The organism is Pseudomonas fluorescens, from assembly GCF_018614655.1.
Classification (GTDB): Bacteria; Pseudomonadota; Gammaproteobacteria; order Pseudomonadales; family Pseudomonadaceae; genus Aquipseudomonas; species Aquipseudomonas fluorescens_BX.
Map to the genome: position 1 here is coordinate 34827 of NZ_JAGGOG010000010.1, position 23770 is coordinate 58596.

The window sequence follows — 23770 nt, forward strand, 5'->3', positions numbered from 1 at the left end:
AACCTGTCTGCCAGGAACGTACACATGAATAACCGCATCAACAAAGTCGTCACCAGTGCTGGTGTCATGGGCGCCGGTTTCATGCCCTTGTTTGCCCAGGCCGACTTCGTCGCCGACAGCAAAGCTTCGCTTGAATTGAAGAACTATTACTTCAACCGCGACTATCGCGAGTCCACGGGGCAGAACAAGCGGGCCGAGTGGGCACAGGGATTTATCCTCAAGGTTGAGTCGGGTTTCACTGACGGTACCTTAGGCTTTGGTCTCGACGCGGTCGGCATGCTGGGTGTGAAGCTCGATTCCAGCCCGGACAATTCAGGCACAGGGCTGTTGGCGCGCTCAAGCGTGGCCGAGCCGGGCTCCCCCAGCTATGCCCGTCGCGCCCACGACAACTACGCCAAGCTCGGTATCACCGGCAAGGCGCGCCTGGCCCAAAGCGAGCTGCGTGTGGGCTATATGGTGCCCGACCTGCCCACCCTGCAACCGAACCTCAGTCGCCTGTTTCCACAGAGTTTCAGTGGTACGGCGCTGACCTCCAAAGACATCGACAAGCTGACGCTGACCGTGGGCCAACTGGACCAGGTCAAGCAACGCGACTCGACTCACTACGAAGACATGGGCCTCACCAGCCAGTACGGCGCCTATAAAAGCAGCGCCAAAAGTGATGAGTTCCGCTACGCCGGTGGCGAGTACGCGCTGACGCCGACCACCGTGGTCACCTACCAGTTCGCACAACTGGAGAGCCTGTACCAACAGCATTACCTGGGTTTGAAAAACAGCTTCAAGTGGGGCCCCGGCACGTTCAAGACTGACATCCGTTACTTCAACGCCAGCGAAGATGCCGCGGCGCTGGCCGGCAAAGTGGATAACCGTGCGTTGAGTACCCGAGTGGGCTACGGCCTCTATGGCCACAACCTGAGCGGCGGATACCAGGAGCAGTACGGCTCGACGCCGTTCACCTATGTCGACGGTACCAACACCTACCTGTTCTCCGAGTACCAATTGGCCAACTTCTCCCAGACCGGCGAACGCGTTTGGCATGCCCGCTATGACTATGACTTCGCTGCGCTGGGTATTCCGGGCCTGCTGTTCTCGACGCGTTATGCCAAGGGCGACAACGCCAAGGTCATCGGTTTCAGCGGGGAAGGGCGCGAGTGGGAACGTGATTTGAGCCTGGGCTATGTGGTGCAGAGTGGCAGCTTCAAGAACGTGTCGCTGCGTTGGCAGAACGCCAGCGCCACCAGCAACTTCGCCCGCGACACCAATGAGAACCGAGTGATCCTGGGCTACACCCTGGCGCTCTGGTAGCGGTAACGGCGTGCAACAGGGTGAGCCTGTTGCACGGCCAAGCAGTGGGAATGAGGGGATAGATCAGATGACGAGTTTGCCGTTGCGACGGGCATTGCCCAGTCAACAACGCGTATCGGCGCGTGGCGTGAGTGATTTCATCGATGCGGTGAACGCTACGGGCTTGGAGTTGCACAGTTTCATGCTGTACCGCGACGGCGCGGTGGTGGCCGAAGCGTTTTGGGCACCTTGGCGTGCCGACCGACTCCACGTTCAGCATTCGGCGACCAAGAGCTGGGTGTCCATGGCCATCGGGCTGTTGGTCGATGACGGCGTGCTGTCGCTGGACGCCAAGGTCGTCGGCTTTTTTGCCGCCGATTGCCCTGCACACATCAGCGAACACCTGGCGGCAATGACCGTGCGCGATTTGCTGACCATGCGCACCGGGCATCGCCAGGGCATTTCCGGCGGGGCCTGGCGTGGGCGCAGTGAAAGCTGGGTCAAGTTGTTCCTCAAGGAACCGGTGGAATACCCGCCAGGGCACCGGTTCATCTACAGCAGCGCGTCGAGTTTCATGCTCTCGGCCATTGTCAGTGTGGTCAGCGGCCAGACGGCCTTTGAGCTGTGCAACGCACGTATCTTCCAACCCATGGGCATGGGGCGCATCGAGTGGGACCTTGCGCCGGGCGGCTACAACACCGGCGGCAATGGCTTGAGTTGCAGCACCGAGGATTTGCTCAAGTTCGGCGTGCTGCACTTGCAGCAAGGCAATTGGGAGGGACGGCAATTGCTGTCCAGCGAGTGGGTGGCCGAAGCCACGCGCGGGCATGTCGATGATGTGTGGATGGGCGCCTTCGATGGCAAGCGCTACCTCAGTCGCGACGAGTCCAGCGACGCCGGTATCACGCGCCGCGAGGGTTACGGCTACCAGTGGTGGATGACCCAGCACGGTGGCTATTACGCCTCTGGGGTGTTTGGCCAACAGTGCATTGTGCTGCCGCAGCAGAACACGGTGATTGCATTTACTGCCGGGCTGCCATTGGGCGAGCGACGCTTGCACAGCCTACTGTGGGAGCACCTGTTTCCTGCGTTGGACGTGCCGGCCGACAGCGCGGCAGACGCAGGGCTTGTCGCGCTGTCGGCACGTCATCAGCGACCATCCCTGGCAGGTGCGTCGACCTCGCCGCGTCAGGCCGAGTTCAGCGGCTCGTTCTTGATGGAGGCCAATGAAGATCAGGTCAGCGAAGTGCGTCTGGTGTTCGGCGCCAGCTACTGCGACTTCTACCTTACCGACCCGCGCGGCACCCACTGCATTCGCGCCGGGCTGGCCGATGGCATCGAAAGCCAGACCAGCATGACCGGCCACTATCTGCACCACCAATACCAGCCGGAAATCACCGCGGTGGTGGCGCAGGCGCGTTGGACCGAAGACGGGGTGTTGAGCATGACCTGGCAATTTGTCGAAACGGCGTTTTGTGACCAAGTCATCTGTCGCATCGAGCGCGGCATTTTGTCTGTGGACCGCAGCGTCAACGTCAACGCAGGCCCGTTGCAGCGCCCGACGCTGACCGGTCATCCAAGAACCACTTTGCAGGAGTCGCCATGAACGATATTTCCAACCCATCAGGTTCCGAGTGCGGCGCGTTCTGGGCGCCGTTTACCCCGATGCGCCAGTTCCAGCAACAACCGATGATGTTCGCCAGCGCCGACGGTATGTACTACACCACCACCGATGGCCGGCGGGTACTCGACGCGATGGCGGGGTTGTGGTGCGTCAACGCCGGGCATGGCCAGCCAAAAATTGTCGAAGCCATTCGCGAAGCGGCGGGGCGCCTGGACTTTGTCTCCTCGTTCAAGATGAGTCACCCCCAGGCCCTGGAGATGGCCGAGCGCCTGATCGGCATCAGCCCGGCGGGCATGGAGCAGGTGTTCTTCACCAACTCGGGTTCCGAGGCGGTGGACACCGCGCTGAAGATTGCCCGGGCGTATCACCAAGCTCGGGGCGACAGCCGCCGCACCAAGTTTATCGGGCGTGCCAAGGGTTACCACGGCATGGGTTTCGGTGGCCTTTCGGTGTCGGGTATCGGCCGGCAGAAGCGTGACTTTGGTCCGCTGCTGGGGGAGGTGTCACACCTGCCGCTGCCGTACGACGCGCGAATGCGCTTCAGCACGGGGCAGCCGCAGCAGGGCGCGAGTTACGCCGATGCGCTGTCGCAACTGTTGGACATCCAGGACCCGAGCACCGTAGCCGCAGTGATCGTCGAGCCGGTGACGGGCTCCGGCGGCGTGTATCCACCGCCCCAGGGGTATTTGCAACGCTTGCGCGAGATCTGCACCCAGCACGGTGTGCTGCTGATATTCGACGAAGTGATTACCGGCTTTGGTCGCGTTGGCGCCAGCTTCGCCGCCCAAGCCTTCGGTGTGACGCCGGACCTGATCACCACTGCCAAAGGCCTGACCAACGGCGCCGTGCCCATGGGGGGCGTGCTGGTCAGCGGCGCGGTGTATGAAGCGTTCATGGCCGGGCCGGCGAACGTTATCGAGCTGATGCACGGCTACACCTATTCAGCGCACCCGCTGGCGTGTGCGGCGGGGCTGGCGACCATCGAGGTGCATCGCGAGTTGGGCATCAATCAACACGTCAACGCGGTCAGCGGGCTCTGGCAGTCTGCCGCGCTGACGCTGCAGGGCGTTGGCCCGGTACTGGACGTACGCACCATCGGTTTGCTCTGCGCCGTCGAGCTGCAACCGCGCCCCGGTGCCGCCGGCGCACGCGGCAGCGAAGTGGCGCAGTGGTGCTTTGAGCACGGCGTGCTGGTGCGTGGCTCGGGCGACACCATCGTGATCTCACCGCCGTTGGTGATCAGCCAGCAGGAGATCGCCCAGGTGTTTGACACCTTGGCGGGTGCTTTGAATCAGGTTGCCTGAAGGGAGTCGACGGCATGTCCGATTTGTTTGAGTTCTACATTGACGGCGCCTGGGTCAAACCCCACGGCGAAACCGTCGAAGCGGTGGTGGACCCGTCCACCGAGCAGGTGGTTGCGCGCATCATCCTGGGTGACACTCACGATGTAGACCGTGCGGTCAGCGCGGCCCGGCAGGCTTTCCCGGCATTCGCCGCGAGTTCGCTTGAGGCACGTATCGACCTGCTGCACAGCATCATCGAAACCTACAGACGCCACAGCGAGGCGCTGATCGAAGCGGTGCACCTGGAGATGGGCGCGCCGCTGTCCCTGGCCCGCAACGCCCATGTGCCGGCGGGTCTGGGGCATCTGGTGCAGGCGCTGGAAGTGTTGCGTGAGTACCGCTTCGAACGCCGCCTGGGCAATACGCTGGTAGTGCGCGAGCCCATCGGCGTGTGCGCCCTGATCACGCCCTGGAACTGGCCGCTCAATCAACTCACCTGCAAGCTCGCACCCGCCCTGGCGGTGGGCTGCACCGTGGTACTCAAACCGAGTGAGCGGGCGCCGTTGTCGGCGCATATCCTCGCTCAAGTACTGCATGAGGCTGGCGTGCCGAAAGGCGTATTCAACCTGGTCAACGGCGATGGTCCTGGCGTGGGGGCCGCACTGGCACGCCATGCCGACGTGGATATGGTGTCCTTCACCGGCTCGACCCGCGCCGGCGTCGCGGTGGCCAAGATGGCGGCCGATACGGTCAAGCGTGTATCCCAGGAACTGGGTGGGAAATCCGCGAATATTCTGCTCGACGATGCCTGCCTGCCCAGTGCGGTACGTCATGGGGTCTTGGGCTGCATCCGCAACAGTGGCCAGTCGTGTAATGCCCCGACGCGCCTGCTGGTGCCGCGTGCGCAGCAACAGGCGGTGATTGATATCGCCCGGGAAGTGCTGGCGCAGGTGTGCTACGACGACAGTAACCCGACCTCGGCCATCGGCCCGGTGGCGAACGCCATGCAGTTCGAACGGGTTCAGGCCATGATCGCGCAGGCCATTGCCGAGGGTTCGCGGTTGATCGCCGGTGGGCTGGGACGGCCGCAAGGGGTTGAGCGCGGCTACTACGTGCAACCGACGATATTTGCCGACGTCACGCCGGACATGCTGGTGGCGCGCGAAGAAATCTTCGGCCCGGTCCTGGCGATCATGCCGTACGACAGCGAAGCCGAAGCGATCGCCATCGCAAACGACAGCCCATACGGTTTGTCGGGTTACGTCACCTCGGCAAGCCTTGCGCGCAGCCGCAGGGTTGCCCGCCAACTGCGCACCGGCATGGTCCACCTCAACGGCGCGCGGGCCGACCAGGCCGCGCCGTTTGGCGGCTATAAACAGTCGGGTAATGGGCGTGAATGGGGGGAGATGGGATTTGACGAGTACCTGGAGAGCAAGTCGCTATTCGGGTATTAGCGGTTTCCTCCAAAAAACTCAGCGTCCGGACTAATGCCTGTCAGTTAAGGGCGAACACTGTACCTGTGGCGAGGGAGCTTGCTCCTGTTGGGTCGCGAAGCGGCCCCAAAAATGGGACTGCTGCGCAGTCCAACGGGAGCAAGCTCCCTCGCCACAGGTTACTTTTTACCCCCTTCTACTTCTTGACTGACTGGCATTAAGCGTACGGACCCTATATTTCAGTAAAAAAGCCGAACTCTAGCCAGTTCGGTTTTTTTGCACGCTTGGATTTTGCAAGGTCTTCCCATTTTTTCCTCTAGAGTGAGCAGAATACCTGCCTGCACGAGGCCACAAGCTTTGTGCTCGCCGACGGTTCGCAATTTTTTCAGTCTTTTCCCGGCGGTGTAATTTATTTGTCTCCTGAAGCCTCTACCTTGCCCTGAGTCTTTCTTTGTCGTTCAAGAACTCCAAGGGATTGAATAGCTTTATGCCTACTCTCACACGCAGGAGGCTGCTGCAGGCGGCCGCTATCGGGTCAACCTTCACGCTGTTGCCCGACTCCATCCGCCAGGCCCTGGCGATCCCCGCTAACAACCGTACCGGCACGATCAGGGATGTCGAGCATGTGGTGATCCTGATGCAGGAGAACCGCTCATTCGATCACTACTTCGGCACCTTGCCCGGCGTGCGCGGTTTCAGTGATCGATTCACTATTCCGTTACCCGGCAAGCACAAGGTCTGGGAGCAGCAGGGTGTCGGGCGGCGGGTATTGCCCTATCACCTGGACAGTTCGCGCGGCAACGCACAGCGGGTCAACGGTACGCCGCACTCCTGGGTGGACGAGCATGCCGCCTGGGGCAGTGGTCGGATGAATGCCTGGCCGACGTTCAAGACGTCCACGTCCATGGGTTACTACCGCGAGCAGGAGTTACCGTTCCAGTTTGCCCTGGCTAACACCTTCACCCTGTGCGATGCCTACCATTGTTCGGTGCACGCCGGCACCAACCCGAATCGGCTGTTCCACTGGACCGGCACCAACGGGCCGACCGGGGCCAATGTCGCGGCGGTGGTCAACGAATGGGATGGCCCCGGCGCCGTGACGGTGGGCTACACCTGGAAAACGTACCCCGAACGCCTGGAAGAGGCGGGCGTCAGTTGGAAGGTCTATCAGTTCTTGCCGGACAACTTTGGCGATAACCCATTGGCCGGCTTTCGCCAGTACCGCGCCGCCAGTGTCGCTGCCGGCAACCCCGCGCAGCCACCGAATGACTTTACGGCCTTCGTGCCTTACAGCGATCAACTCAATGCCCGGGTGCCGTTGTACAAGGGCAACGGCAACACCCTCCCGGCCAGCGGTGGTAGCCAACTGGAAGCGATCATCCAGGGCTTTCGCGATGATGTGCACGGTGGACGCCTGCCCCAGGTGAGCTGGATCGTCGCCCCGGCCAATTACTCCGAACACCCCGGGCCTTCCAGTCCTGTGCAGGGCGGCTGGTTCACCCAGGAGATCCTCAAGGCGTTGACCGACAACCCGCAGGTCTGGAGCAAGACTGTGTTGCTGGTCAACTACGATGAAAACGATGGTTTCTTCGACCATGTGCCATCGCCGTCGGCCCCCTCAAAGCGGCTGGACGGCAGCTTCGCCGGCAAGTCCACGGTGAAGTTCGACAGTGAGATTTTCACCCACCCGGCGCCACCCGGTTCGACCCAACAACCCAAGCCCGACGGTGGCGTCTACGGGCCTGGCCCAAGGGTGCCCATGCTGGTCCTGTCGCCGTGGAGCCGCGGCGGTTGGGTCAACTCCCAAGCGTTTGATCACACCTCGGTACTGCAGTTTCTGGAAAAACGCTTTGGGGTGCGCGAACCCAATATCAGCGCCTGGCGTCGGGCCGTGTGTGGCGACCTCACGTCGGCGTTCAACTTCGTCAACCCCAACACCGAAACCCTGCCGCCGCTGCACACCACCACCCGGCAGGCCGCTGACTTGCTGCGCCAGCGCCAGGAGCAACTGGCCCAGGTCGCCCTGCCAGCGGTGGGTCGGCAACAGGCGCCGCATCAGGAGCGTATGGCGCGGCCATCCCGAGCCTTGCCCTATAGCTTGAGCGTCGAGGCTTCGACTGACCGTCGCGCCAGATCGCTGGCCCTGGACTTCATTAACCGTGGTGAGCAAGGCGCAGTGTTCCACGTCTACAACCGTCTACGCCTGGAAGACATACCACGGCGCTACACCGTGGAAGCCGGCAAAACCCTCAGTGACACATGGCAAACCCTTGGCGCCTACAAGCTCTGGCTGCTGGGTCCGAACGGTTTTCATCGATCATTCCAGGGGAACCTGAAACGTGACGAGCCCGAATTGTTAGTGTCCTATCGTGGAGACGCGCTGCTACTGACGTTGATCAATAACAGCAAGCGCTCGGCGTCGGTCAGCATCGGCCGCTGTCCTTACACCAAGCAAGGCCCCTGGCTCTTTGAGATACCGGGCGGCGGCACCCTGCAGCGCACGTTCTCCTGCCAGCCCAGCGGTGGCTGGTATGACTTCAAGTTACGCGATGAGCATGGTTGGAGGCGCCGGGTGGCAGGGCGGATCGAGACGGGAGAGCACAGCATCAGCGATCCGTTGATGGGCAAGCGCATATAAGGGGCAGCTATCGCCTAGCTGTTTTCTGTAGCCGCTGCCTCGTATCTCGGCAGAGGCTACAGGGCAACCGAAAGCCAACAGCGTCCGCTTACGGCACTCTCGAATCTAAAAAAAGCTTGACCTTCCAAACGTGGCAAGTCGGATAAATGGAAAAAAGCTGCTTCGTCTCAGCTAATCCAAGCCGACTCCCGTTGCGATAGGTCAAATGATGAACGTCAAAAGTGTAACCCTGATCACTGCGGCGATAAGCGTCGCGCTCACTCTCGCCGGTTGCAAGGACACGGTGCCCGCGGCCAGCCCGGCCAAGCCACCGAGTATTCCGGTGGCCGAGGTGGTCGTCCGCTCGGTGACACCCTTTGTCGAGTACACCGGTTCACTCACTGCGGTCGAACGGGTTGAACTGCGCCCGCGGGTCGCCGGTTATATTCAGAATGTGAGCGTGCCCGAAGGCCGCTTCGTCGAGAAGGGCAGCCGACTCTTTCTCATTGATCCACGGGTGTTCCAGGCTGCGCTGAACGCTGCGACCGCGCGTCTGCGCGAAGCGCAAGCGGCATCGATGCTCGCCCAGGCGGAGCATGCGCGCGCCCAGCAACTGTTCGCCAAAAATGTCGTCGCTCGTGATCGCCTCGACACTGCAGTGGCGTCACTGAATGCGCGTAAGGCGCAGGTCGAAGCCGCAAAGGCAGCGCAGGATGCTGCGCAATTGGACCTGAGTTTCACCCGTGTCACGGCGCCGATCAGTGGGCGCGTCGGGCAAACCCTCGTCACTGAGGGCAACTACGTCACCAGTGGCGTGACGCCCCTGACAACGATCGTCTCGATCAACCCGCTCCATGTCTATTTCGATGTCGACGAACGTACGTATTTACAGTCGCTTGCCGCCGGCCGGTCCAGCGCGACCCCGCAGGAAGTACCGGCGGCCAAGGTCATGGTGGCGCTGCTCACCGACAAGACCTATTCGCGGCTCGGCCGTCTCGACTTCCTCTCCAACGCCGCCGATCGTGGGACGGGAACGGTGCGTATCCGCGCAGTGGTCGACAACCCCGATGGGCAATTGACCCCAGGCCTCTTTGCCAAGGTCAAACTGGAGACCGGCACACCGCAAGCCAGGGTGCTGGTCTCCGATCAATCGATTGGTACCGATCAAGGCAGCCGCTATGTGCTGGTGGTCGACAAGGACGACAAGACGCAATACCGGCCCGTCGAGCTGGGTGCAATGGTCGACGGTTTGCGCCTAGTCGAACAAGGCCTGCAGCCGGGCGAGCGCATCGTCGTCAAGGGGTTGGTGCGCCCAGGCATGCAGGTCACGCCACAGACCGCGGCGATTGACGGTACGCCCACAGCGCTGGGGCAAACCGTGGGAGCCGTGCAATGACCTTTCCACGGTTCTTCATTGATCGCCCGATCTTTGCCATCGTTCTTTCGGTGTTGATGATGATCGCCGGCATCGTTGCCTTCTTTCAGTTGCCGCTCAGTGAGTATCCGGCAGTGACACCGCCGACCGTGCAAGTGACCGCGTCCTACCCGGGCGCCAATCCCAAGGTGATCGCTGAAACCGTGGCCGCGCCACTCGAGCAGGCAATCACCGGGGTCGAGGGTATGCTGTACATGTCGTCGCAATCGGCAACGGATGGTCGAATGATTCTGACCGTCACGTTTGCCCAGGGCACGAACGCCGACATGGCTCAGATCCAGGTGCAGAACCGGGTCTCGCGGGTGCTGTCGCGTTTGCCTGAGGAGGTGCAGCGCCAGGGCGTCGTCACGCAAAAAAACTCGCCGGACATTCTGATGGTGGTTCATCTGCTGTCGCCCGACAAACGCTACGACCCGCTCTATATTTCGAACTATGCCTACCTCCAAGTGCGCGACGAGTTGTCCCGCATCCCGGGGATCAGCGACGTGTTGGTGTGGGGGGCTGGCGAATACAGCATGCGGCTCTGGCTGGATCCGAACCTGATCGCCGCGCGCGGGCTGACGGCGGGCGACGTGATTGCCGCCGTGCGCGAGCAGAACGTGCAAGTCGCCGCCGGCTCCGTTGGCCAGGCACCCAATTCCACTGCGGCCTTCCAAGTGACGGTGAACACGCTCGGGCGGTTGACCGACGAGGAGCAGTTCGGCGACATCATTATTCGCACGGGCAGCGAGGGCCAGGTGACGCGCTTGCGCGATGTGGCGCGCGTCGAAATGGGTGCTGACGCTTATGCACTGCGCAGCCTGCTTGATGGCGAGCCGGCCGTTGCATTGCAAATCATCCAGAGCCCGGGCGCTAACGCGCTTGATGTTTCACAGGCGGTGCGGGACACCATGCAACGCCTTGAACGCAACTTTCCGGCGGGGCTTACCTCGCGTATCGCCTATGACCCGACGGTGTTTGTGCGGGCCTCGCTTGAGTCGGTGGCAATCACCCTGTTGGAGGCGATCCTGCTCGTCGTCATCGTGGTCGTGGTGTTCCTGCGCAACTGGCGGGCTTCACTTATTCCCCTGATGGCGGTGCCGGTGTCGCTGGTCGGCACCTTTGCCGTCATGCACCTGATGGGTTTTTCGCTCAACACCTTGTCGTTGTTTGGCCTGGTGCTGTCGATCGGGATTGTCGTCGACGATGCGATTGTGGTGGTCGAGAACGTCGAACGGCACATCGAAAATGGCGAGGAGCCCACGCAAGCCGCAAGGCGTGCGATGGACGAGGTCACCGGTCCCATCATTGCGATCACCTCGGTGCTTGCCGCCGTGTTCATTCCGACGGCTTTTCTGAGCGGTTTGCAGGGAGAGTTCTATCGCCAGTTCGCGCTGACTATCGCCATCTCGACCATTCTCTCGGCGGTCAATTCGCTGACCCTCAGCCCGGCGCTCGCCGGGATGTTGTTGCGTCCGCGCGAGGAGGGAATGGCAAGAGATCCGCGTAGCTTGCGTGGTCGTGCTGACCGATGGCTCCAGGCGATTGGCCGACCGTTTCAGCGTGCACCGCAGGCTTATAGCAACACGGTGCGCAAGGTTGTTCGGGGCAGCAGTGTGGCGCTTCTGGTTTACGGTGGGTTGCTTGTGCTGACCTTCTTTGGGTTCCAGGCCGTTCCGCCGGGCTTCGTGCCGATGCAGGACAAATACTACCTGGTGGGGATCGCCCAACTTCCCAACGGTGCATCGTTGGATCGCACCGACGAGGTCGTCAGGCAAATGTCGAAGATGGCCCTGGCTGAACCTGGCGTTGAAAGCGTGGTGGCGTTCCCTGGCCTGTCGATCAACGGCTTTGTTAACGTACCGAACGCGGCGGTGATGTTTGTCATGCTCGACCCGTTCAAGGACCGCACCACGCCTGACCTCTCCGCGAACGCCATTGCCGGGCGCCTGCAAGGGAAATTTGCCGGCATCCAGGACGGATTTCTCGGCGTATTCCCGCCGCCGCCCGTGCCTGGCCTTGGCGCTACCGGGGGCTTCAAGATGCAGGTCGAGGATCGCGGTGGGGCTGGACTTGAGGCGTTGGTTGAGCAGACCCGGGCACTGATGATGAAAGCCACCGAGTCAGGCCAGGTGGCCGGGCTGATGACCAGTGTCGACGTCAATGCACCTCAGCTCGACGTCGCCATTGATCGCACTCAGGTCAAGAGTCAGGGCGTCCATTTGGCGGATGTATTCGAATCGCTCCAGGTCTATCTGGGCTCCCTTTATGTCAACGACTTCAACCGCTTCGGCCGCACCTACAAGGTGACGGCCCAAGCCGATGCAGATCACCGCATGCAGGCCGAGGCCATCGGCCGCTTGCAAGTGCGCAACGCGGCCGGGGACATGCTGCCTTTGTCCTCGTTTGTCAGTGTCACACCGAGTTCCGGCCCAGACCGCGTGACTCACTATAACGGCTACCCCTCGGTCGACATCTCGGGCGGTGCGATGGCGGGCGTCAGTTCAGGGCAGGCGGTGGCGGCCATGGAGCGTCTGGCGAACGAGGTTCTGCCGGAAGGCACGAGCTTTGAATGGACAGATCTCACCTACCAGCAAAAGCTTGCCGGAGACTCGGCGCTGTTTATCTTCCCGCTGTGTGTGCTGCTCGCTTACCTGATCCTCGCCGCGCAATACAACAGCTGGCTGCTGCCGTTGGCCGTGATGCTGATCGTGCCGATGTGTCTGCTCAGCGCGATCGTTGGGGTGTGGCTGGTGGGCGGTGACAACAACGTTTTCGTCCAGATCGGGCTCATTGTGCTGGTCGGTCTGGCCGCCAAGAACGCCATCCTTATTGTCGAGTTCGCCCGTAGCCGCGAAGCCGAAGGCGCCAGCGCGCTGGAGGCGGTCATCGAGGCGTGTCGACTGCGGCTGCGGCCGATCCTGATGACCTCGCTTGCCTTCGTCGCCGGCGTCGTACCGCTGGTATTGGCCAGCGGCGCGGGGGCTGAGATGCGCCAGGCGATGGGGATCGCGGTGTTCGCGGGCATGCTTGGCGTGACGTTGTTCGGATTGTTCCTGACGCCGGTTTTTTATGTGGTGATTCGCGCCATGGCAACCCGCTTCGAGCGGCACCGCTCAAGCGCGAAGCCTCGCCTGGAGGAGAGCACGTCATGAGAAGTCCTTATCAAGCCGTTCTGCTCCCGCTCAGCGCACTTTTCCTGATGGCTGGATGCGTGTCGGTGGGGCCCGATTACTCAGCGCCCTCGCTGTCCTCGTCGCAGTTTCCTGCCAGCTTCGGCGAGCCCTCTGCGGCGCTCAGTTCGGGCGCGGTCGAGGTGCAGTGGTGGCGCGCCTTTGACGAGCCTGCGCTCACCACCTTGATCCGGCGTGCACTCGCGGCGAACCATGACATTGGTATCGCTGCCGTGCGGCTCGACGAGGCCAAGGCGGTGCTGCGCGAGAATCGTCAGGGTTTCTTGCCGCGGGGCGGTCCTGCACTCGGCTATGAGCACGCGCGTCGCAGTGAAGTCGAAACACCGTCTGGCCAGAGCCGCCATGCCGAAAGCTATCGGGGCGCGCTCGACGCGTCCTGGGAAATTGATCTGTTTGGCCGTGTGCGGCGCTCGGTGGAGGCGGCCACTGCCCAGGCGGGTTCTCGTGAGGCGCTGCTGCGTGGGGTGCAAGCGGGCGTTGCGGCCGAGGTGGCGGCCACCTGGTTTGAAATGCGCGGCCTTGAGGCCGAATTGGCGGTGGTCGCCGACATCAGCCAAAGCCAGCGTGAAAGCTTGAATATGGTCACCCGTATGGTCGGCGCCGATTCGGCCACCGAGTTCGACCGTCTGCGTGCCGAAGCACTGCTGCGTGGCGTCGAGGCGACGGCCCCCGAGTTGGAGCGTCGCCGGGCGGCTGCGAGCAACGCACTGGCTATCCTTCTTGGCGAAACACCGCAGACATTCAGATTGCCCGCGGCCAAGCCTGAGGATGAAAGGCTGACCGTTCGAACCCTGGCCGTGGGCGACCCCGCCGGACTGCTTTCACGGCGCGCCGATATTGCGGCGGCCGAGCGGAGCCTCGCAGCGGCAACGGCGCGAATTGGAGTGGAAACGGCGGGGCTGTACCCTGAGATCCAGGTGCAAGGTTCGATCGGGTTCGTTGCCGGGAGCCTCGATGCATTGGGTGAGGCCGGCACACAGTCCAGCTTTATCGGCCCGGCCATTCGTTGGAATCTTCTCGATTTTGGCCGCGTACGCGCCCGGATCGCCGCCAGCGAATCGCGTACCCAGGAGGCCTTGATCGTCTACGACCAGACGGTGTTGCGCGCACTGCAGGAAACCGATAATGCCTTCAGGTCCAATAGCGCGGCGGGCAGCACGCTGCAATTGCGCCTGCTGGAGTCCGCCGCCAATCGCGAGGCGTCACGGTTGGCCAGGCTGCAGTTTGCCGAAGGCGAGGGGGTTTACCTAGACGTGCTGGAGGCCGAACGGTCGGACTTTGCCAGTCGGCGTGCGCTGACTGTCGCGCGGACCAATCAGCGGCTTGCGGTTGTCAGCATCTACAAGGCATTGGGTGGCGGGTGGGAGATGTGCGAGCAGGCGGGCCAAGATTGCAGCGGGGCCAAGGGTGTGGCGAGCCTTGATAGTGGGAAACAAATCGCCCGCAAGCCTTGACCTTGCCAAAGAGGGAAGGTTTAGGCTTTGTTCAACAGAGACATTTAAAGGGGTAATGCAATGGTTTCCGTTTCCCAGCAATTAGGCTCCAATCCGTCCACGTCCGCCACGCGTCTGAGCCTGCCGGTGGAAGGCATGACGTGCGCTTCGTGCGTCGGTCGCGTCGAGCGCGCGCTGAAAGCGGTCCCCGGTGTGCAGATCGCTGCGGTGAATCTCGCCACCGAGCGTGCCGACGTCACCTTCGGTGGCGTGGCTGATCCGCAGGCGGCGGTACGGGCTATCGAGGGCGCCGGCTACAGCGTCCGTGAAGAGACCACCGAATTGGCGATCGAAGACATGACCTGCGCCTCGTGTGTGGGGCGGGTCGAGAAGGCGCTGGCGAAAATTCCCGGCGTGCTTGAGGCCAATGTCAACCTGGCGACCGAGCGTGCCCGGGTACGCCACCTTGCTGGGGTTGTCTCGATTGCCGACCTTGAAGCGGCGGTCCAACAGGCGGGTTATACCGCCCGGCGCTTATCCGCCGAAACGGCGAATGCCAGCGATCAGGACACCGAGCGCCGTGAAGGTGAAACGCGAGCACTGCGGCGCTCGTTGCTGATTGCCGGCGTCCTGACCTTGCCCGTGTTTATCCTCGAGATGGGCTCGCACCTGATTCCTGCGATGCATCATTGGGTGATGGGTATTCTGGGTCAGCAAACGAGTTGGTATCTGCAGTTCGTGCTCGCCACTCTGGTCCTGTTCGGTCCGGGCCTGCGCTTCTTCCGCAAAGGCGTGCCCGCGTTGCTGCGCGGTGCCCCCGATATGAACTCGCTGGTGTCGGTCGGCACGGCGGCGGCGTACGGCTATTCGCTGGTTGCGACTTTCGTCCCCGATGTGCTGCCGCAGGGCACCGCCAACGTCTATTTCGAAGCCGCGGCGGTGATCGTGACCTTGATCCTGCTCGGGCGCACGCTGGAGGCGGGCGCCAAGGGGCGAACTTCGCAGGCGATCAAGCGGCTGGTCGGGCTTCAAGCCAAGACCGCACGCGTGGAGCGCAATGGCGAAACGGTCGAGGTACCGCTTGATCAGGTGACGACCGGTGACATCGTGTTGGTTCGTCCGGGCGAGAAGGTGCCGGTGGACGGCGAGGTCGTCGAGGGCGCCTCTTATGTGGATGAAAGCATGATCAGCGGCGAGCCGGTGCCCGTGTCGAAAGGGGTAGGCGCCGAAGTCGTCGGCGGCACGATCAACAAGACCGGGGCTTTCAGCTTCCGTGTCACCAAGGTCGGCGCCAATACCGTGTTGGCGCAGATCATCCGCTTGGTCGAGCAGGCGCAGGGTTCCAAGCTGCCGATCCAGGCGCTGGTGGACAAGGTGACCATGTGGTTCGTCCCGGCGGTGATGGCGGCGGCCACGCTGACCTTTCTGGTCTGGCTGATCTTCGGTCCGGCGCCGGCGCTGACCTTTGCGCTGGTCAATGCGGTCGCGGTGCTTATTATTGCTTGCCCGTGCGCCATGGGGCTGGCCACGCCGACCTCGATCATGGTCGGTACCGGCCGCGCGGCCGAGCTCGGCGTGCTCTTTCGCAAGGGCGAAGCCTTGCAGGCGCTGCGGGATGTGAGCGTGATTGCGCTCGACAAGACCGGCACGTTGACCAAAGGGCGCCCCGAACTGACGGACTTGGTTCCCGCCGAGGGCTTTGAATACAACGAAGTGCTGGCGCTGGTGGCGGCCATCGAGACGCGCTCCGAACACCCGATTGCCGAAGCCATCGTCGCCGCCGCCAAGCAGCGGGATATCACGCTCGCGCCTATCGAGGACTTTGACGCAACACCGGGCTACGGTGTATCGGCCAAGGTTGCCGGCCGGACGGTGGCTGTCGGCGCAGACCGGTTCATGACGCAGCTCGGTCTTGATGTGAAGGGCTTTGTGGCCACCGCCGAGCGTCTCGGCGCACAAGGCAAGAGCCCGCTCTATGCCGCGATTGATGGCCGTTTGGCGGCGGTGATTGCGGTCGCCGATCCGATCAAGGAGTCGACGCCCGAGGCGATCAAGGCGTTGCATGCGCTGGGACTCAAGGTGGCGATGATCACCGGCGACAATGCAGCGACGGCGGCGGCGATCGCCAAGCAACTGGGGATCGATGAAGTGGCCGCCGAGGTTCTGCCGGATGGCAAGGTCGCGGCGCTAAAGAAATTCCGCATTAATGGCGCGCGGGTCGCCTTCGTCGGCGACGGTATCAACGATGCACCGGCGCTCGCTGAGGCAGACGTCGGGCTGGCCATCGGCACGGGAACCGATGTGGCGATCGAGGCGGCAGACGTGGTGCTGATGTCGGGCGACCTGCGTGGCGTGCCGAATGCCATCGCACTCAGTCAGGCGACGATCCGCAACATCAAGCAGAACCTGTTCTGGGCCTTTGCCTACAACGCCGTGCTGATTCCGGTCGCGGCGGGCGCGCTGTACCCGGTGAACGGCACGCTGCTGTCGCCGATCTTCGCGGCGGCGGCGATGGCGCTCTCCAGTGTCTTCGTGCTCGGTAACGCGCTGCGGCTCAAGCGCTTCCAGGCCCCCATGACGGTTGAGGCGCGCACCGAGACCCAGGGGAGCGGGGCGGCATCGCCCAAGTCACAGCTGGCGAATGAGCATTGATGGTTGACCTTGCCACGGGGTCAAACCCCAGTCTGGCCACGCACTGTACTTAACCAGGAGATGTATATGCGTCGTTTCAACATTCCAAACATGACCTGCGGTGGTTGCGCCAGGTCCGTCACCAAGGCGCTGCTGAGCGTCGACCCGCAAGCCCGCATCGAAACCGATCCACCCAGCCGTGAAGTCCGAGTCGACAGTGCCTTGGACGAGGGCACTCTGCTCACAGTGCTTAGCGAGGCCGGCTACCCGCACCAGCAGTGACCCACTGATCGAGGCGCCAGGCGTGGGAACTCCACCTGCTGGCGCCCGACAGCCCTCTCTCGAGCGGCATGCTCGAACATGCAGTCCCCCTCTTGCGCGCAGTGAACTTGCGTTTAGAAAAATAAATTTCCTACAGGCATTGACCTTGCCATTGCGGGAACCTTTACGATTTTCCTCAACAACAAAAACAACATTCAAGAGGTAGTTCCATGGCTTCTGTCGCCCTCAAAAAAAGCGCTACTCCTTTCATCTCCTTCTTCGCTGAAGGAGATCATCATGAATAAGCTCAATGCCATTCGCGATGCAGTGAACCCTGAAAGTCTCTGCAACCAAGCGTGTGCTGCCGCTGACGATGCATCAGCTCTCCTGGCCGCAGCGTTGAAACCCACCGCGACTTACCCCCAAGTCACGCTCGCGCTCGAAGCGCTGCTCGCACTCACTGCGAAGGGCTTGGCGGGGGACACGGCAGCCTATGCGCACTACCAGTCGCTGCTCCTGGAGCTGCATATCCCGGGCGACGCTCGCACCGAGCCAACTCGCCGCTGGATGGCGAGCCAGGTGTACCGAATGGAAGACGAGTTTGCGCCAGCACTGTCTGATTTCTCTGCGCTGCCCGTGGATCAGTTTCGGGAAAAAGTCGACGCCGAGATTGCCGCGCGAACCCGTGTGAAGCACCCCATGTCGGTGCATCTTTTCCAGGGGTCGCCGCCGCTGGAGGATGTGCGATTCTTCCTGCAGCACCACTGGAACCGTTCATACAACTTCTACAGCCTGTTGGCAGAACTCGCGTTTCGCTTCGAAGCCATCGAAGACGCCTCGGTGTTCTATCGCAACCTCTATGGCGAGGCCGGGGCCGAGGCGCCTGATCGCTCGCACCCGGCGCTGCTCTCGCACCTCATGATGTATTTCGATATTCCGTTGCAAGTCGATTTCCCCGCACTCCATCCGCTGGAAAAGGCGTACCTCAATAACCGCATCCGTTGTGTCCGCCACACGGATGTCGCCTGGGGCCTCGCGCTGTTGTATGCGGTGGAGTCGGTGAGTTGCGTCAACCACCGGCGCATCTACGAACTGTTGCAGCGCTTGGGCGTTCCAGAAAAGCCCAGCGAGTTCCATCGCCTGCACGGCACACAGGACGAGATCGACACCGAGGAGATGTGGGAACTGATTGCCAAGCTCGCGCCGAGTGCAACATTTCAGCGCCAGTTCATGCAGTCGCTGACGCGCCACTTCGAAATCAACCGGGCGTACTTCGATATGTTGTGGCAGCAGATGCAAGGACAGTCCGGCCAGCCAGCCTGAGCCGGCCCGGCGCACCTATAACAATAAGGAATAGACATTATGAGTACGCGGAATTTTTCCCTGCAGCAACTCCAGGGCCTGCACACGCCGGCTGCTCGCCTCGTCACTGACGCGCTGGCGCCCAGCGCCTCGTCCGCCTCTATTGAAGCGGCGGCCAAAGCGCTTGGCGATCTGACCGAGTCGGCCCACAAGGGCAACGCCCAGGCCTTCGTCGAGTATCAACAACTGCTCTATATCCTTTCGCTGAGCGACGATGTGGCGACGTCGCTCACCCGACGCTGGCTGGCCAATGCCATCTATCGAGTGGAAGAGCGTTTTATCCCTTCGGCGGATATCTCCAGGCCTCTGTCCGAGGCGGGTTTCCAGGAGCGGCTCGAGCAAGAAATTGCCTCGCAGTCTCGCGAGAAACATCCGATGTCGCAGTATGTGTTCGCAGGCCTGGCCTCGCCTGCACAGCTTCAGGTATTTCTGCGGCATCAGTGGTTCCGAACCTTTCGCCTGTATCGGGACGCCGCGGACCTGTTGGTCAACCTGAGTGATGTGGACGAGGCCGCTGCACTTGTCCGCTACCTTTACGGTGAACTGGGGGAAGAGGACGAGCAACGTTCACACCCTCGGTTGCTGGCCAAGCTGCTCAATGCCGTGGACCTGGAAGGCGACTTTCAGGCGATCTCGACGATGCCCGAGGAAGTCGCGTACCTCAACAACCGCGCCAGGTGCTTTCGCAATCCGGACGTCGGCTGGGGCCTTGCCGTGTTCTACGTGACCGAACTGGTGGTTCCCGGCAATCACGAAAAGCTCTACCACGCTCTGCTCAAGGCCGGTATCAGCGAAGACGCGGCCGAGTATTACAAGATCCACATCAGTCTCGTGCCGCCGCGAGCCAAGCGTGAATGGCAGCTTATCTCGCGACGCATTCCAGACCCTGGGTTCCAGAACGCGTTCCTGACCTCGTTGTCGCAGCACTTTCGTCTGGAAAGGGCTTACTACGACGCCGTCTGGGAAGAAATGCAACGCGTGAAATGACACTCCCTGGGACTGCACGAGCCATAGACCATGCCGAGTCATATAACAGAGTCTCGTATCTACGGGGGCGCCTACTCGTCCCCTGAATTCGCAGCGATCTTCTCTGATTCCAATCAGGTGCAGAAGTGGCTGGATGTCGAACGGGCGCTCGCACAGACCCAAGCCCAGATGGGCATCATTCCCCACGAGGCCGCGCGCGAGATTGCGCGTGTGGCCAAGGTGGAGCTGTTTGATCTTGAGGGGTTGGGCCGGGAAAGCCGGGAGACAGGGCACATCCTGATTCCTGCCATCCGGGCGCTTGCCAGGTCTTGTTCGGACGAATGGGGTGAGTACGTGCACTACGGCGTGACCACCCAGGACATTCTCGACACGGGGCTGATCCTGCAGATCAAGGAAGCATGGGACCAAGTCCTGGCCCGATTGTATTCGATCCGCAACCATCTGATCGTGCTCGCCCAGCGCCATAAGCACACGCCGATGGTCGCCCGAACCCATGGTCAGCAGGCGCTGCCTACGACGTTCGGCTACAAGGTCGCGGTTTGGATCGATGAGCTGGACCGACACCTGGAGCGCTTTGGCGAGGCGTATGCACGGGTGATGGTGGGCAATCTGACGGGCGCTGTGGGCACCCTGGCGTCGTTTGGTACACAGGGCTTCGAGATCCAGCAACGAACGCTGGCCAGTCTCGGGCTTGGCGCCCCGTTAACCAGTTGGCACTGCGCGCGGGATCGGATTTTGGAGGCCGCCTGGCTGCTGGTCCAAACCTCGCTGACCCTGGGGCGTGTCGCCAACGAAATCTACCACTTGCAACGCACCGAAATCGACGAGGTTCGCGAGGGGTTTCGGCCGGGTCAGGTGGGCAGCAGCACAATGCCCCACAAGCAAAACCCATCGACGGTCGATTTGATCAGCGCACTGTCACGTTTGGTCCGGGCACAGATGGTTGCGCTCACCGACGCTGCGTTTCAGTTGCACGAGCGCGACGGCACAACCTGGCGCATCGAGTGGGCTGCCTTGCCGGAGCTCTTCATCTACGCCGGTGCGCTGCTCACGCGCATGGAGGAAGTATTAACGGTCGGGCTGGACATCCGAGAGGAGCGGATGCGCAGCAACCTTGACCTGCTGGGCGGCCTGATTCTGTCGGAGCGGGTGATGCTGGCGCTGAGTGCTCAGTTCGGCAAGCAGACGGCGCATGAACTCGTACACGAAGTCTCTCTGCACGCCCGGCAAAACGCGCTCCCGTTTCGGGATGCGTTGCTCCAGGACGAACACCTGCGTGGTTGCTTCACGTCACAGGCACTCGAAGATCTGCTCAACCCTGCCACCTATGTCGGGTTGGCGGCGGACATGGTCGATCGGGTCGCCCGCAATAACGTACACCCCACCTCAAAGGGTGATCTTTGAGATGGGCGGTAAACATGGAAAGAAATCCCAGTCAGTTTCAGCTTGTGATGGAGGATATGTGATGGAATCGCAATCGTTAAAAGTTGTAGCCCATTCTTCTCGCACCGCACGTCCAGAAAAACACAAGGCCGTTCGAGCCAAGGAAGAAGATTGCCTGCACGAACACAGCCACATTATGGACTCGAAAGTTCACGGTGGAGGCTATGCCGGCCCCATCTCCCGGAAGATCTTCTGCAGTCACTGTCGCCTGCAGCGCTGGCTTGATGTGGAAGCCGCGCTTGCCCTGGCTCAAGCGGACGTCAATATCATTCCACGGCAGGCCGCGCTCGAGATTGAGCGCGCCGCGAAGCTTTCGGGCATGAGCCTGGACCAGATCGCCGCTGGAGTGGCTGCCACCGGGCACTCGCTGATGCCGCTCCTGAGCGCGTTGCAGAAAAACTGCAGTGCGAGCGCTCGTGAGTACGTTCACTACGGCGCCACCACTCAGGACATTCAGGATACGGCCCAGTCGCTCGAGATGCGCGATGTGCTGGACGCGATGGATCACTCGCTCGATATCCTGCTGCAGAAACTCACCGCACTGTCGAACGCGCACCGCAACTCGCTGATGGTCGCCAGGACACACTCGATTCCGGCGTTGCCCACCACGTTTGCGCTGAAAGTGGCAGGGTGGATCGACGAGATGCTGCGGCATCGTGAGCGCCTGGGTGAAGCGCGCAAGCGCGTCCTGGTAGTGCAGTTGTTTGGTGGTGTTGGCACGATGGCCGCCTTCGGCCCTGAAGCCATGAACCTGCTGGAGGGCTTCGCCCACAGGCTGTCTCTGCAAGCGCCTCTGGCGGGCTGGCACGTAGCCCGGGATCGGGTTGCCGAGTTCGTGAGCACACTGGCAATGGTGACCGCGTCCCTGGCCCGTGTGGCGGATGAGATCCGTACCTTGAACCGCTGGGAAATCGGTGAGGTGGAGGTCGGTTGGACCGCGGAGCAGATCGGCAGTAGCACGATGCCCCACAAGCGTAACCCGGAAGGGTGCGAGCAGGTTGTGGTGCTCGCGCGCCTGGCCAAGGCACAGGTGATGCTCGCACTGGATGCCATGATCCTGGAGCACGAACGGGATTATCGGGGAACTCGCCTGGAGTGGTGTGCGGTGGCGGATGTCTCCCACTACGCGCTGATGGCGCTCTCGCTGGTGACGGAGACGATCAGCGGGCTTACGGTCAACGACAAGCGGATGGAGTGCAACGCACACGCCTTTGGCGATGCCATCTGCACCGAGGCCGTGATGTTCGAAATGGCGAGAAAGCTCGGCAAGAGCAGCGCGTACGAAATTATCTATGAGGTTTCCCAGGCGTGCCAACGAGACCGGGTGTCGATCCGCACGGCGATCGAATCCGATCCACGGGTCATCGCTGCCATGGAGGAGGGCGCACTGGCCCGACTGTTCGAGCCAAGGACCCACCTTGGAATGTCTGAGCAGATCGTCGACAACGTGCTGGCCAAGGTAAACAGCCGCCATAAATGAAAGATCAGCCGCTACAGGCGGCCGTACTGAAAATAATAATGGAGAAGCAAATGTCGAAGGCTATCGAGATGGATACGGCGAAGGTCAAGCAATTTTCTGCACGGATCATGGAGGATTACGGCAACACGCTGCGGGGCGCGATGCTCTACATTGGCGACCAGGTCGGCTTGTTCAAAGCGCTTGCACACTGCGAGTGGGTAACCCTGGAGGAGCTGGCGCAGCAGACCAGTCTCAATGCGCGTTATCTGCGCGAATGGCTGGGCAGCATGGTGACCGGCAATTACGTGGCCTACGATCAGGAAACCAAGCGTTATCGGATGCCGCCTGAATTTGTCCCCGTGCTTGCGGATGAGGATTCACCTTATTTTGCCGGTGGGATCATCCAGTTGAGCGTGCCGTTCGTGAGCATGGCCCCCAGGGTTATCGAAGCCTTCCGCAACGGTGGCGGCTGCCCCGAAGAGGCGTTCCCGATTGAGACCTGGGAGGGCATGGAACGTATGACCATGCCTTGGTACAAGCACTTTCTTGTCCAGCACTGGATCCCGTCGTTGGATGGCGTCGAGGAAAAGCTCAGGGCAGGGGGCAGCGTGATTGATTTTGGATGCGGCAGCGGCCTGGCCGCGATCACCATGGCCCTGGCCTACCCCGAAGCCCGTGTGTATGGCAGCGATTTCCACCTGCCCTCCATCGAGCGTGCTCGGGCAAACGCCGAGGCTGCCGGGGTCGGTGACCGGGTGCAGTTCGAGGTCAGCGATTCCGATGCGCTCGTGGGCAAGAAGTTCGACTTCGTGACCACCTTCGTGGTGATCCACGATGCAACTGACCCGCAGCAAATGATGAAGGACTTGCGCGCCTCGACCGCCGACAACGGCACCTACCTCATGGTGGAACTCAACCTTTCCGAGGACCTGCACGAGAACATGAACCTGTTTGGGCGGGTGATGTACCCGCAGAGCACCCTCTACTGCATGACGTGTTCGCTGTCCCACGGCGGCGCGGGACTTGGGGCTTTCATGGGCGAGAACCGCGCACGGCAAATGGCTGAAGTCGCAGGCTTCAGCCATTTCCGCAAGGTTCCTTCCGAATGGCCGCCGATGCCTGCGTTGTTCGAACTCAAGCCCTGAGTCGGGCATAGCCCGATATCGCAGTGTTTTGCGATGTCGGGCAACGGTGCGCCTGGTCAATGGGTGAAGTGAAACGCTAAGCCCTTGAATCCCGTACACCGAACTCGAACTCCGAACTCCGAACTCCGAACTCCGAACTCCGAACTCCGAACTCTGACCCCGAATCCCGTAGCCGCTGCCGAGGCACGAGGCTGCGATGG

General features: G+C 61.8%; 14 protein-coding genes and 1 pseudogene. All 15 read left to right on the top strand.

Going from position 1 to position 23770, the window contains the following annotated elements; genetic code table 11:
- Positions 1–24 precede the first annotated feature (24 nt).
- The 15 genes and pseudogenes from J7E41_RS10230 to J7E41_RS10300 all read left to right on the top strand — a co-directional run bounded on the left by J7E41_RS10230 (position 25) and on the right by J7E41_RS10300 (position 23570).
- Complete coding sequence (locus J7E41_RS10230) at positions 25–1305, top strand: OprD family porin (RefSeq protein ID WP_214992339.1); 1281 nt, start codon at positions 25–27, stop codon at positions 1303–1305.
- Positions 1306–1372: 67 nt separating this feature from the next.
- Positions 1373–2890 carry a serine hydrolase domain-containing protein gene (locus J7E41_RS10235; protein WP_214992342.1) on the top strand — a complete coding sequence of 506 codons (1518 nt, stop codon included), beginning with the start codon at positions 1373–1375 and terminating at the stop codon, positions 2888–2890.
- Positions 2887–4212: an aminotransferase class III-fold pyridoxal phosphate-dependent enzyme gene (locus tag J7E41_RS10240; RefSeq protein WP_214992345.1), complete on the top strand. Its 1326-nt coding sequence runs from the start codon at positions 2887–2889 to the stop codon at positions 4210–4212. Before J7E41_RS10235 ends, J7E41_RS10240 begins: the two co-directional genes overlap by 4 nt.
- A 14-nt stretch (positions 4213–4226) precedes the next feature.
- The gene (locus J7E41_RS10245; RefSeq protein WP_214992348.1) at positions 4227–5645 is read left to right on the top strand and encodes an aldehyde dehydrogenase family protein; all 1419 of its coding nucleotides are present in this window, start codon (positions 4227–4229) and stop codon (positions 5643–5645) included.
- 466 nt (positions 5646–6111) lie between these two features.
- The gene (locus J7E41_RS10250) at positions 6112–8262 is read left to right on the top strand and encodes a phosphocholine-specific phospholipase C (RefSeq protein WP_214992350.1); all 2151 of its coding nucleotides are present in this window, start codon (positions 6112–6114) and stop codon (positions 8260–8262) included.
- Between the two features lie 208 nt (positions 8263–8470).
- Positions 8471–9637, top strand: a complete 1167-nt coding sequence (locus J7E41_RS10255) for an efflux RND transporter periplasmic adaptor subunit (protein WP_214992353.1) — start codon at positions 8471–8473, stop codon at positions 9635–9637.
- The gene (locus J7E41_RS10260) at positions 9634–12810 is read left to right on the top strand and encodes an efflux RND transporter permease subunit (protein ID WP_214992355.1); all 3177 of its coding nucleotides are present in this window, start codon (positions 9634–9636) and stop codon (positions 12808–12810) included. The genes J7E41_RS10255 and J7E41_RS10260 overlap by 4 nt, the downstream gene beginning before the upstream one ends.
- Positions 12807–14303: an efflux transporter outer membrane subunit gene (locus J7E41_RS10265; RefSeq protein ID WP_214992357.1), complete on the top strand. Its 1497-nt coding sequence runs from the start codon at positions 12807–12809 to the stop codon at positions 14301–14303. The genes J7E41_RS10260 and J7E41_RS10265 overlap by 4 nt, the downstream gene beginning before the upstream one ends.
- Before the next feature lie 60 nt (positions 14304–14363).
- Positions 14364–16934, top strand: a complete 2571-nt coding sequence (locus J7E41_RS10270) for a heavy metal translocating P-type ATPase (RefSeq protein WP_214992359.1) — start codon at positions 14364–14366, stop codon at positions 16932–16934.
- Between the two features lie 66 nt (positions 16935–17000).
- The gene (locus tag J7E41_RS10275; protein WP_214992362.1) at positions 17001–17195 is read left to right on the top strand and encodes a heavy-metal-associated domain-containing protein; all 195 of its coding nucleotides are present in this window, start codon (positions 17001–17003) and stop codon (positions 17193–17195) included.
- A 276-nt stretch (positions 17196–17471) separates the two neighbouring features.
- On the top strand, positions 17472–18497 hold the full coding sequence (locus tag J7E41_RS10280) for an HOASN domain-containing protein (RefSeq protein ID WP_214992364.1): 1026 nt from the start codon (positions 17472–17474) through the stop codon (positions 18495–18497).
- Positions 18498–18536: 39 nt separating this feature from the next.
- Positions 18537–19523 (top strand): HOASN domain-containing protein, encoded by a 987-nt coding sequence (locus J7E41_RS10285; protein WP_214992366.1) that lies wholly within the window; start codon positions 18537–18539, stop codon positions 19521–19523.
- Between the two features lie 30 nt (positions 19524–19553).
- A pseudogene (gene purB / locus J7E41_RS10290) lies at positions 19554–20989 on the top strand (adenylosuccinate lyase).
- The gene (locus tag J7E41_RS10295) at positions 20989–22446 is read left to right on the top strand and encodes a class-II fumarase/aspartase family protein (protein ID WP_214992370.1); all 1458 of its coding nucleotides are present in this window, start codon (positions 20989–20991) and stop codon (positions 22444–22446) included. The pseudogene purB and the gene J7E41_RS10295 overlap by 1 nt, the downstream one beginning before the upstream one ends.
- A 50-nt stretch (positions 22447–22496) precedes the next feature.
- Positions 22497–23570, top strand: a complete 1074-nt coding sequence (locus tag J7E41_RS10300) for a class I SAM-dependent methyltransferase (protein ID WP_214992372.1) — start codon at positions 22497–22499, stop codon at positions 23568–23570.
- Positions 23571–23770: the final 200 nt, after the last annotated feature.